The sequence below is a fragment of the Myxococcus xanthus genome (assembly GCF_013116825.1).
Taxonomy (GTDB): domain Bacteria; phylum Myxococcota; class Myxococcia; order Myxococcales; family Myxococcaceae; genus Myxococcus; species Myxococcus xanthus_B.
This window is the reverse complement of sequence record NZ_JABFNS010000086.1, coordinates 1-11,271: the sequence shown is the minus strand read 5'-3', so window position 1 is coordinate 11,271 and position 11,271 is coordinate 1. Positions and strand designations below refer to the sequence as shown.

Below are 11,271 nucleotides of genomic sequence, written 5' to 3'. Positions count from 1 at the left end.
GTCTAAAACCTACGCCAATAGCGGATTGCTCGTAAAGCCAAGGTTGTATTCTTAACTCTCGAGATTGGTTGTGTATGAATGGGTTACAGCATGTGTCACAGCCGTGTGCCCTCTGAGACACGACGTCTCAGGTTGGTGAGAAACGGCCGAGGCCAGGTTTCTTCACTCAATTCCTGTTACGGATGTCGCGTAGGGCTCCCCTCTGGCATTGACGCCCGGGGACATCCTCTCAGGGCTGTCTGACACTTGTGACGCTCCGCCGTGTCCCTTGCGCCTTTACGAGCGCACGTCTTCCGTCATGAATCGGAATGCGGCCGGCGGGGGCGACTTCGGGCTGTTGCTCCGGATTCTCGACGCGCGAGACGTTTGTGTCGCCGCATGTCACAAGGACAGCGTCATCGCCAGATTGGATGGTTCATTCTCACTCGCTGAGACACCGGGAGTGATGTGAGGCATCCATGTCTACTTCACGCCCGTGGCGCTGGGGATGCCGCCCACGGCTGGCCCGGCTCCACCTGCCAGGCCACGGCGGCCTCCGCGGTGACTGAGCGCGGATGTTGACGAGTCAAACACCGGCGGCGCACCCGCTTTCCCGAGCCGCTTGACTCCTCTAGCGTGCCACTCCACCGATGCCAGCCGAAGTCACTGTTCAATCAACGCTGTTCGAATCCCTGGTCCGCGTGGCGCAACCCGATGCGAAGCTCCGGGCCGAGTTCCTGGCCGCGGGCTTCGACATGGACAAGCCCCGCGCCACCTATCCGGCGGCCGTGTTCGTCGGGTGTCAGGAGGCGACGGTGCGCGCCCGCTACAAGGGCATGGACCGTCAGTCGGCCTACCGGACCCTGGGGCGGGAGCTGGTGCGCAGCTACTTCGACACCCTGGTGGGCAAGGTGGTGGGAATTGCCCTCAAGGTGGCCGGGCCCGAGCGCGCCATGAAGCGCGTGGCGCTGAGCTTCAGCTCCGTCGTCTCCCCGGTGGACATCCAGGTGGAATCCCTGGGGCCGGCGGACTGGCGCGTCCGCTTCCGGGGCTACCCGTTCCCGGCGGAGGCCGCCGCGGGCACCTGTGAAGGTGCGCTGCGGCAGGCCGGCGCCACCGAGCCCCAGGCGAACGTGGAGCGCTACGCGCCGCCCGACGGCTTCGACCTGCGCATCCGCTGGAGCTGACCCGTCAGGGCGTGGACGGGCTCCCCAGCGCGACCGCGGATGCGACGGTGGGCTCCGTCACGTTGTCGGTGGACGTGCGGTCGATGAGCACGTTGAGCGGGTCGATGCCCACCTGGACGGGCTTCACGGGAACGGTGAAGGTGAACTCCGATTCGCCCTGCGTCACCCGGCGCTTCTCCAGGAAGATGGCCTCGCCGCGCTCGTCGAGCGCGCCCACGTCCATCCAGTCGTTGAAGTCCACCTCCGTCTGTTCGCCCTTCTCACCGGCGCGGTACTTCTTCGACTTCACCTTGAGGGTGACGTCCCACGTGCCCTGGTCGTTCTGCCGCACCTGCGCGGAGACGGCGCGGTTGTCGTAGAGGGTGATGTTCTCGAACAGGTCCTCGATGAGGTACTGGTACTCCGGCGGCGTCTCTTCCCGGAGGAAGTCCAGCAGATCGGAGGAGCCGGTGTACGGCGGGCCCTGGAAGCGGACCTTCTCCACGTAGCGGCGCAGGGCGCGGTTCACCCGCTCCTCGCCGATGAAGTCCTGCAGCGCGTACATGACGAGGCTGCCCTTCTGGTAGTGGATGTACATCTGCTGCTCCACCCGTGCCAGCGGCACCTCCTTCTTCGATTCGAACGCGCGGGCAGCGAGGTAGCGGTCCAGCTCGAACTTGAGGAAGCGCTTCATCTTCATCGGCCCGAAGCGGTGCTTCATCACCATCAGCGCGGCGTACTGCGACATCGTCTCCGAAGTCATCGTGGCGCCCTGCGCGCGCGCGCCCACCACCTGGTGCGCCCACCACTGGTGGGCAATCTCGTGCGCGGTGACGTAGTACGGGTAGTCCACGTCGTCGGCGCGTCCGTCCTCCACGCGGGCGATGAAGCCCAGCGCCTCCGAATACGGAATCGTATTGGGGAAGGCCTGGGCGAAGCTCGCGTAGCGGGGGAACTCCAGGATGCGGGCCTGCCGGTGCTGATACGGCCCGAAGTTCTCGCTGCAGTACTCCAGCGTGTCCTTCATGCCGCGCATCATCCGGTCCAGCGCGAAGGTGTGCGTGGGGTGGTGGTAGATCTCCAGCTTCACGTCGCGCCACGTGTCGCGCATCACCGCGTAGCGCGCGGACAGGACGGAGAAGAAGTTGAGGATGGGTTTGTCCATCCGGTAGTGGAAGAAGCGGCGGTTGCCCTCGGTCCACTCCTTCTCCAGGTAACCCGGGGCAATGGCAATCTGGTCCTTCGCCGTGCTCACCGTGGCCTCGAAGTCGATGAAGTCCGAGTCCTGGCGGAGGTAGTTGTCCTGCTTCGCTTTCGGGTCGTCACGGTCCGGCAGGCGCTCACGAGGCGGCAGGCCGTAGTCCTTGCGGTCCCGGTCGTCCGCCAGCTCCGCGTCCTTCAGGTAGCCCAGCACCGGCAGGTTCATGTTGTTGAAGAAGGTGCCGTTGCCCACGATGTCCGTGCGCGCCCCGCCGTGCTTGAAGCCCTTCGTGCCGAACTCCAGGTCGAACACGATGGCGGAGTCGGCGCCGGGCGCCAGCGGCGTGGGCAACTCGTAGATGAAGATGCCGAGCTCGGCGTCATGCATCGCGGGCTTCGTCACGCCCGCCAGGGACAGGCCGCGCACCCGGGCGTCGTCCGGCAGGCTGAGCATCACCTTGGAGATGGGCGCGTCGGTCTTGTTGCGGATGCGGTAGCTGCCCAGGGCCTCCAGGCGCAGTTCTTCCGGGTGGATGTGGAAGGTGACCTTCGCGGCGGTGATGCGTGGGTGGGGCAGGGCGGCGTAGGACGCGTACTCTTTTTCGTAGCGGGCCTGCTGCCGCTCCCGGTCCTTCCGCGTGATGTACGGGTTGAGGATGTGGGTGTTGTAGTAGATGAACGCGCCCGCCCCGATGAAGACGCAGAGCGACAGCGCCGCGGCCGCCGTCCACGCGCCCGTGCGCCGAGCCTTGGCTGCCGCCCAGCGCTGCTTCCAGCGCGCCTCCCGGCCTCGCACCGTGAGCAGGTAGCCCACCGCCACGAGCAGCGCCGCCAGCCCGTACCAGTAGACGCGGTGCCACACGAGCGCGGGGATGATGCTGCCGAAGCGGTTCAGGTCGGAGTAGCGGAGCGTGGGCTCGGAGCCGTAGCGGACCAGCAAGTCTTCCACGCCCATCAGGCCCAGCGCGGCCTGGAGGACGAAGTAGAGCACCATCACCAGGTACGCCAGGTACTTCTGATGGATGAGCACCTGCGCGAAGAAGGCCAGCACGCACAACAGCGCGTCATGCGGGAAGTCCAGCAGGAAGAGCTGTGTGGCGTAGAGGTTCCACTCGATGTCGACGTAGCCGCGAAGCACCTGGGAGAGCAGCGCGGAGAGCAGCGCCACGACCTTCAGTGAGAAGGCCACGAGCAGCAGCGCCCCCAGCTTCGCGCCATAGGTGACCCAGGATGGCGCGCGCGTGGCGTCCACGATGTCGGCCAGCCCCGCGTCGCGCTCCTTCCACACCAGCTCACCCGCATAGAAGGTGATGGTGATGAGCAGGAAGGGCTGGAACGTTCGCGTGGCCGTCTCCAGCACCTGCCACGTCACCGGCCAGGTGGCGGTTCCGTATATCTGCTTCGAGATGGAGATGCCCATGGTGCCCATGGCCAGCCCCGCCACGACGAAGGACCAGAACACCGGGGAGCGGAGGATGTCGCGGTATGCCAGCCAGGAGGTGGCGAAGGCCGTGCGCAGCCAGCTGCCCGTCGTGGGCGCCGCCAGGGTGGTGGGGATGGCGACCGGGGCGGGGGGCTCCTTCTCCTTGCGCGCACCGCGTCCCCGCTGCTCCTCCACGGTGGTGCGGAAGCGCAGGACGGCCAGCCCCAGGAGCGCGGCGCCCACCGCGCTCCACAGCAGCCGGTTGGCGAGCAGCAGCCCGGCGAAGGGGATGAGGTCCCGGTTGCGCTCGGCCGCCGTCCAGTAGCGGGTCGCGTTCTCGAAGGTGAGGAAGCCGAACGGGTCCAGCAGGGACGCCAGGTCCTGGTGCTGCACGTCGGACATGGCGGCGCTGAGCACCAGGTACCCCATCACCAGCACCACGACGCCCACGTACACGGGGGCCATGCGCCGCGTCAGGGCGGCCAGCGAGAAGAAGACGGCGCCGGCGAAGAAGAGCGTGGGCCAGACGCCGACGACGTAGGGCCACAGGTAGGACGTGAGCTGGAACGGAGCGAGCCGCTCGGCGTCCACCAGCCACACGCCCGCGGCGCCCACCAGCAGCCCGGGGATGATGGCCAGCATCAGCACCGCGCTGAAGAGGTACGCGCCCAGGAACCGGCCGAGCAGGTACGGGCCCTTCTTCACGTTCTTCGTGAAGATGAGCATCCACGTGTTGTGGCCGAAGTCCTGGTAGGCGGCCTGGCCGAAGACGGCGGCCACCATGAAGAGGCCGACGTAGGCCATGCCGGTGGTGAAGTTGAAGACGGTGTGCGGGCTGTTGACGTGGACCAGCTCCGGGCCCGACGCCACCGAAAACCCCTTGAACACGGCGCCAATCGCCAGCGTCATCATCGCGGCGGCGGCGGCCAGCATCAGGGCGTAGACCCAGGTGGAGATCATCTTCACCCGGCGCCGCAGTTCGAAGGTCAGGAGGGCGGTGAACATGGTGGTCCCTCAGGACTGCTTGGACGCCCGGGCGAGCGCGTGGAAGTACACGTCCTCCAGATCGGGGCTGGCGGGCTCGAAGCCCTCGGGCGGGGACTCCGCGTAGACGTGGACCAGGCGCTGCCCGGCCACGCGCCGCACGGCGATGACCTCCAACTGCTTCATGAGCGCGTCCAGCTCCTCCTGGTGGGTGACGAAGCGCTTCCACACGCGCTGGTGCAGGGACTCCACCAGCTTCAACGGGTGGCCGCTGGCCACGACGCTCCCCTGGGCGAGGATGGCCATGTTCTGACAGAGGTCCGCCACGTCGGAGACGATGTGCGTGGACAGCAGCACCACGACGTCGGCGCTGATCTCCGCCAGCAGGTTGTGGAAGCGGAAGCGCTCGGCGGGGTCGAGCCCGGCGGTGGGCTCGTCCACGATGAGCAGCTTGGGATTGCCGAGCAGCGCCTGGGCGATGCCGAAGCGCTGCTTCATCCCGCCGGAGAACCCACCGAGCCGCCGGTCTCGATGCTCCCAGAGGTTCGTCTTCTGGAGGAGCGCCTTCACCGTGTCATGGCGCGGGCCGCGCTGGGCCAGTCCCTTGAGCTGGGCCAGATGGTCCAGCATGTCCCAGGCCGTCACCTTGGGGTACACGCCAAAGTCCTGTGGGAGGTAACCCAGCACCTCGCGCAGCCGGTCCTTGTCCCGGCGCAGGTCGATGCCGTCGAAGGTCATGGTGCCCGCGTCCACGTCCTGCAGCGTGGCGATGCTGCGCATCAGCGTGGACTTTCCTGCACCGTTGGGCCCGAGCAGCCCGAACATGCCGCGCGGAATGGTGAGGCTGACACCCTGCAACGCGCGGGTGCCGTTGGGGTAGGTCTTCGACACGCCTTCCAGTCTGAGCTCCATGGCGGCGAACCTAGCCCAGTCCCCGGGACCGATGCGTGGAGCGCGTGGCGTCGTTACGATGTAGGCATGCCCCTTTCTCGCCGGATCTCCACCGCCTCCGCGGCCGTCGCCTTCCTCCTGGGGGCCTGCGGAGAGGGGGACCCGGTCATGCTGGAGGCGGTGGCCGCGAGCTGCTCGGGCGGTCCGGCGCAACACCTGGACCGGTTGCCGTCCGGCGCCATGGTGCTCAACGCCTACTTCCTGCAGGAAGAGGCCACCCGGGACGCGCGGCGGGGGGCAACGGAGTCCCCCGTGCTGGAAGAGGTGCTCGCCAAGGCCTCCGCGCTGGGCGTGCGCGCGCTGCGCACCAATGGACACAACGACGCGCTGTCGAAGGTGGGGGACACCGCCATCCAGGTGGCGCCGCTGGAGTACGACGAGGTGGCCCTGGTCGGCCTGGATTGGGTGCTCACCCGCGCCCGCTTCCATGGCGTTCGCCTGGTGCTGACGCTGGGGAACTACTGGGATGCGTATGGGGGCGCGCGCCAGTACGTGGAGTGGGCGGGCCTCCCCCGGCCCGTGGAAGGGGATGCCCGGTTCTTCACCGACCCGGTGGTGGTGGCGCACTTCAAGGCGCACGTGGCGCGGTTGCTCAACCGGGTGAACACGGTGGACGGCATCCGCTATGGCGACCACCCGGCCGTCCTGGCGTGGGAGCTGCTCAACGAGCCGCGGGGACGGGGGCTGGACAAGGAAGGGGCGCGGCTGCGCGCGTGGATTGATGACGTGGCGCGCGAGGTGAAGACACACGCGCCCGGCCACCTGGTGGGGACAGGGGAGGAGGGCTTCGAGCCGTCTCCCGACGGGTACGACCCTGGCTTCTGGTCCCGCTCCGGGTCGCCGGTGCTTCGCACGCCGGGGGCCAGCTTCACGCGGAACACGGCGTCCCCGTACATCGACTTCGCGTCGGTGCACTTCTATCCGGAGTCCTGGGGCCTGGGCGGCATCGACACGGCCGAGGCCGGCGCCCGGTGGATTCGGGAGCACGCCGCCATCGCCCGGAACCTGGGCAAGCCCTTGTTCGTGGGCGAACTGGGGCTGCGCAATGAAGGCACGTTCGACGTGTCGCAGCGGCGCGCGCTCTATCGCGGCTGGCTGGAGTGCATGCGGAAGGAAGGCGTCGGCGCGGGGGCGCTGTGGATGTTCTCCAACGACGCGCGACCGGAGGCCTGGGACGACTACACCTTCTATTACCGGGACGGCACGCAGCCGGGAGATCCGGTCAACCGGTACGCGGACCTGGTCATGGAGGCCGCCGCCGCGGAGCGTCCGGGGGCGGCGGTCTCCACGGGGCGCTGAGCGCGGGCGCTCCGGCTCAGACGGAGATGAGGCCCTTGCGGATGCCTTCGGTGACGGCCTCCACGCGGTTGGTGACCTCCAGCTTCCGGTAGATGTGCTCCAGGTGCGTGCGGATGGTGGCCTTGCTGAGGTCGAGCAGGCGCGCTGCCTCGCTGTTGGACACGCCCTTGGCGATGAGCTGGAGGATTTCGCGCTCGCGGTCCGACAGCGGCTTGAGCAGGGGCTCCTGGGGCAGGTCGCTGGCCGACGGCTCCGGCTGGGAGGGCGGCGCGGCCACGGGACCGGTCGGCACGGGGCTGGCGTCGGGCTCCACGCGGAAGTGACGGAGCAGCCGGCGGGCCAGGTTGGGCTGGATGACGGTGCCGCCCGCGCGGACCTCCTTGATGGCCTCGATGATCTTGTCCACCGGGGCGCCCTTGAGCAGGTAGCCGGAGGCGCCCGCCTTCACGGCCTCCAGCACTTTGTCCTCTTCGTCGAAGATGGTGAAGATGAGGATTTCAATCTTCGGGAAGCGCGCCTTCACCTCGCGCGTCACGTCGATGCCGCTCATGCGGGGCAGGCCCAGGTCGAGCAGCAGCACGTCCGGCATCAGCTTGGGCACTTCCTCCAGCGCGGCTTCACCGGAGAGCGCGGTGCCGATGATGTCCATCTCCGGGTGGTTCTCGAAGAGGCGGAGCTGGTTCTTGAGGATCTTCGTTTGATCCTCGACCACGAAGACGCGAATGGGCGGCGAATCGAGAGGCTGCGGGGCGTCCACGGGAGCTCCGGTCATGACGGGCGACAGGGAAGGGAGAATGCCACCTGGGCGCCAGCGCCGGGTGACGAGTCCACGATGAGCTGGCCACCGAGCTTCATGGCGCGCTCACGCATGTTCAACAGGCCGTAGTGGCCGCGCGGCGTCCGGGAAGGGTCGAAGCCCTTGCCGTCGTCGCGTACGACGAGGTTGACACGGTCCTCGCTGAAGTCGAGCCGCACCTGGACGCCCTTGGCCTCCGCGTGCTTCACCGCGTTGGACAGCGACTCCTGGAGGATGCGGAACAGCGCCAGCTGCGCGTCAGGGTCCAGCTTGCGCTGGAGCCCGGTGCGCTCGAAGCGGATGTCCAGGCCCGTGCGCTCGCGGAACGTCTTCGCGTAGTCCTCCAGGCCCTGCGCCAGCTCGAAGTCCTCGCGCATCATCCGCAGGCTGCGCCGCAGCTCCTCGATGGACTCCTCCGCGGTGAGCTTCAGCTCGCGGATCTCCTCGCGCAGGGCCTCCTCGCGCGCGAGGTTCAGGATGTACTCGGATTGGATGATCATCGACGACAGGGACGCGCCCAGGCCGTCGTGGATCTCCCGGGCCATCCGGTTGCGCTCCTCCACCACCGCCAGCTCCTTGAGGTCGCCCTGGAGCGACACGACCTCGCGGTGCGCGGCGGCCTCGCGCTCGTTCAGGTACACGAGCACGTAGACGATGATGAAGTTGAGCGCCAGGTACCAGAGCAGGGTCAGCAGCTCCACCGCCGTCACGGAGCGGTTGAGGAGCAGGTCCAGCCGGGTGGTGATGGGCAGCGCCAGCAGCGGCGGCAGGATCGCCAGCGGCTTGGGGAAGAGGATGGCGAAGAGCGTGGTGAAGAGCAGCTGCGTGGCCAGCAGCGGGCTCTGGAGACCGCCGCCGACGTGCGGCTTGGCGATGAGCACCACGCTGATGGTCACGTCCAGGCAGAGGGTGATGTACGTCACCCAGCGGCCGGCCTTGGGGTGGTCGATGACCAGGAGGTTGGCGACGCTGTAGAGCAGCATCGCGAAGTAGCCCACGAAGGAGAAGGGCCCGGTGAGGCCGAAGTAGCCGCTCCAGGCCGGCACCGCGAGGATGAGCAGGCCCAGCGTGAGGAACATCATCCGCGCGTAGAAGAGCGCGCGGGCCCTGGCCACGAAGCGGTCCTGCTCCCACGAGGCGGCGGCCTGCTCCGCCGACACGCTGTCCGTCAGCTTGCGGCGCTCCAGGACCTTCCGCACCCGGGCGCGCAGGTCGTTGGCAGGCGTCTCCTCGCTCAATGCGAGTTGGGAATCCATTCGTCCGGCAGTCTACGGGAGCAACCGGGGGGCCGGGAATCCCGGAGGTGGCCCGCCCCGCTTTCCGGGGGGGCGAGGGGGCAGGCCCTTCGCCGGGCGGAAGCACCGCGTTACTCCGCGGAAGCGTCACCCGCGCACGCCTGGCGGACCTCGGGCTTGTTCTTGAAGATGAAGTCCAGCCGGTCGATCTGCTCGCCCGTGCGCTCGTTGAAGAGCGGCGTGCCGCCCGCGTACATGCTGCCCTCCGGGTTGCCGTACGCGTCCAGCCCCTGCTTCTGGAGCCACGAGTCCACGCAGGCCTCCTGGGCCGCGCGCGCCGTGCCGCCGGAGCCCGCATCCCCGGCGCGCAGGGCCCCCTTGCTGGCGCCGGTGCGCGCGGCTTCGTCCGTCGCGGCGGAGGCGTCGGTGGGCCCCGGGGCCTCGCCCGACTTGCGGGTGCAGCCAGGCGCCAGGAAGAGGACAGCGGAAAAGACGAGCACGCCGGTCAGGTTTTTCATATGTCCTGGCAGGTGGGGGCCGCGCGGACGCGGGACGGTGGAGAGACACCTGCGCCCTTCTGCATGGTGGTACGCAGGCGGCCCCACCATATTCGTTTCCGACCGCGTGGAGCAGTCATCCGATGCATGGCCACGGTACAGACCATCACCCCCGAATTCCCCATGCGTCCCGGCTGGAGCGCGCGCGCGTGCTGCTGGTGGGGGCTGGCGGGCTCGGATGCCCGGCGTCACTGGCGCTGGCCCAGGCCGGTGTCGGGCACCTGACGCTGGCGGATCCGGACTGCGTGGACGTGACGAACCTGCCGCGCCAGCTCTGGCACCGGGGCCAGGACGTGGGCCGGAACAAGGCGGAGTCCGCGACGGCGGGCCTGGCGCGGGCCTTTCCCGGCCTGAGCACGGAGGCCATCCCCGAGCGCGTGGACGCGAGCAACGCGGAGGGGCTCTTCCGCGCGCACGACGCCGTCATCGACGCCACGGACGGCGTGGCCACCAAGTTCTTCCTGTCGGACGTGGCGGTGCTGACGGGCGTGCCGCTCATCTATGGCGGTGTGCTGCGCATGCAGGGCCAGGCGATGCGCGTGGACCCGGGGGGGCCGTGTCTGCGCTGCCTCTATGAAGCGCCGCCTCCGCCGGACGCCGTGCCCACGTGTGCCCAGGCGGGGGTGCTCGGCTCGCTGGCGGGGCTGGTGGGCGCGGTGCAGGCCCTGCTGGCGCTGGAGCTGCTGTCGGGCGCCGCGCGAGGTGGGCAGGGCGAGGCCACGCTGCACGTGCTGGATGCGGTGTCGATCCTGGGCCGGCGGACACGCGTGGCGCGGGCGCCGGACTGCGAAGGCTGTCGCGTCACGGCCATCCCCGCGTACCCTGAGTCTCCGGAGGCGTGCGCGACATGACGGCGAGGCTGGACATCACCCGCGAGGTCTGTCCGATGACCTACGTGCGGACGAAGCTGAAGTTGGAATCACTGGAGCCGGGCACGTTGCTGGAGGTGCTCCTTCGGGGCACCGAGCCGCTGAAGAACGTGCCTCGCAACGCGCGCGACGAGGGCCACGAGGTCGTGTCCCTGGACGCGCTCCCGGACGGGACGCACCGGCTGGTGCTCCGCAAGCAAGGCAGGTGAGTGAGTCATGGCGACCCTTCGTATTCCCACTCCGATGCGGGGCTTCACCGGCAATCAGGCGGAAGTCTCGGCCCCCGGCGCCACCGTGCATGAGGTGCTGAAGAACCTGGACGCGCGCCACCCGGGCATTGGTGGCCGGCTGTTCGACGAGCGCGGCGCGGTGCGGCGCTACGTCAACGTGTTCCTCAACGACGAGGACATCCGCGCGCTGAGCGGGTTGGACACGCCGGTGAAGGACGCTGACCGCATCACCCTCATCCCCGCCATGGCGGGGGGCTGACGGCCATGGCGCTGCGCGAAGATCAGATCCTGCGCTACTCCCGGCAGATCCTCCTGCGCGAGGTGGGCGGACGTGGCCAGGAGTCCCTGCTCGCGGGCACGGCGCGGCTGGATGGCATTGGCGCGTCGGGGCTGACGGCGGCGGCGTATCTGGTGGGAGGTGGCACGCCGGTGACGGGCGCGGGCTCGCTGACGCTGGGGCCCTGGGCGCCGGGCTTCCTGATGGGGCCTTCCGACGTGGGGCTGCCCGTGACGGAGGCGCTGGCCCGCGAGGTGCCCGCGCTGAACCCGGACGCGGGCGCGGTGGGGCCTGTCTCTTATAAA

General features: G+C 68.7%; 10 protein-coding genes and 1 pseudogene. 6 read left to right on the top strand and 5 right to left on the bottom strand.

Translation table 11 applies throughout. From position 1 onward, the window contains the following. Positions 1–629 precede the first annotated feature (629 nt). Entirely contained in the window at positions 630–1,166 is a 537-nt protein-coding gene (locus HNV26_RS23500; RefSeq protein ID WP_171443518.1) for a DUF2378 family protein, read from the top strand. Between the two features lie 4 nt (positions 1,167–1,170). Here the strand turns inward: HNV26_RS23500 and HNV26_RS23495 are convergent, their stop codons facing one another. Together HNV26_RS23495 and HNV26_RS23490 are read right to left on the bottom strand one after the other, a co-directional pair. After that, positions 1,171–4,773: an ABC transporter permease/M1 family aminopeptidase gene (locus HNV26_RS23495; RefSeq protein WP_171452873.1), complete on the bottom strand. Its 3,603-nt coding sequence runs from the start codon at positions 4,771–4,773 to the stop codon at positions 1,171–1,173. Between the two features lie 9 nt (positions 4,774–4,782). Next, entirely contained in the window at positions 4,783–5,664 is an 882-nt protein-coding gene (locus HNV26_RS23490) for an ABC transporter ATP-binding protein (RefSeq protein ID WP_171445428.1), read from the bottom strand. A gap of 66 nt (positions 5,665–5,730) precedes the next feature. Here HNV26_RS23490 and HNV26_RS23485 point away from each other — a divergent pair, with 66 nt between their 5' ends. After that, positions 5,731–7,002 carry a glycoside hydrolase 5 family protein gene (locus HNV26_RS23485; RefSeq protein WP_171445427.1) on the top strand — a complete coding sequence of 424 codons (1,272 nt, stop codon included), beginning with the start codon at positions 5,731–5,733 and terminating at the stop codon, positions 7,000–7,002. Between the two features lie 16 nt (positions 7,003–7,018). Here the strand turns inward: HNV26_RS23485 and HNV26_RS23480 are convergent, their stop codons facing one another. The 3 genes from HNV26_RS23480 to HNV26_RS23470 all read right to left on the bottom strand — a co-directional run bounded on the left by HNV26_RS23480 (position 7,019) and on the right by HNV26_RS23470 (position 9,641). Beyond that, a complete protein-coding gene (locus HNV26_RS23480) occupies positions 7,019–7,774 on the bottom strand; it encodes a response regulator (RefSeq protein ID WP_171445426.1) in 756 nt (251 codons plus the stop codon). Next, positions 7,771–9,054: a sensor histidine kinase gene (locus tag HNV26_RS23475; protein ID WP_090490527.1), complete on the bottom strand. Its 1,284-nt coding sequence runs from the start codon at positions 9,052–9,054 to the stop codon at positions 7,771–7,773. Before HNV26_RS23475 ends, HNV26_RS23480 begins: the two co-directional genes overlap by 4 nt. A gap of 110 nt (positions 9,055–9,164) precedes the next feature. After that, positions 9,165–9,641 carry a hypothetical protein gene (locus HNV26_RS23470; RefSeq protein ID WP_171445425.1) on the bottom strand — a complete coding sequence of 159 codons (477 nt, stop codon included), beginning with the start codon at positions 9,639–9,641 and terminating at the stop codon, positions 9,165–9,167. A gap of 32 nt (positions 9,642–9,673) precedes the next feature. Here HNV26_RS23470 and HNV26_RS23465 point away from each other — a divergent pair, with 32 nt between their 5' ends. The 4 genes and pseudogenes from HNV26_RS23465 to HNV26_RS23450 all read left to right on the top strand — a co-directional run. Next, the gene (locus tag HNV26_RS23465; RefSeq protein ID WP_171445424.1) at positions 9,674–10,441 is read left to right on the top strand and encodes a HesA/MoeB/ThiF family protein; all 768 of its coding nucleotides are present in this window, start codon (positions 9,674–9,676) and stop codon (positions 10,439–10,441) included. After that, positions 10,429–10,668, top strand: coding sequence for a sulfurtransferase TusA family protein (locus HNV26_RS23460; RefSeq protein ID WP_011554075.1), 240 nt, complete (start codon positions 10,429–10,431; stop codon positions 10,666–10,668). Before HNV26_RS23465 ends, HNV26_RS23460 begins: the two co-directional genes overlap by 13 nt. Positions 10,669–10,675: 7 nt before the next feature. Next, a complete protein-coding gene (locus HNV26_RS23455; protein WP_171445423.1) occupies positions 10,676–10,948 on the top strand; it encodes a MoaD/ThiS family protein in 273 nt (90 codons plus the stop codon). A 5-nt stretch (positions 10,949–10,953) separates the two neighbouring features. Then, positions 10,954–11,271: pseudogene (locus HNV26_RS23450) on the top strand (ThiF family adenylyltransferase); the annotation flags it as partial.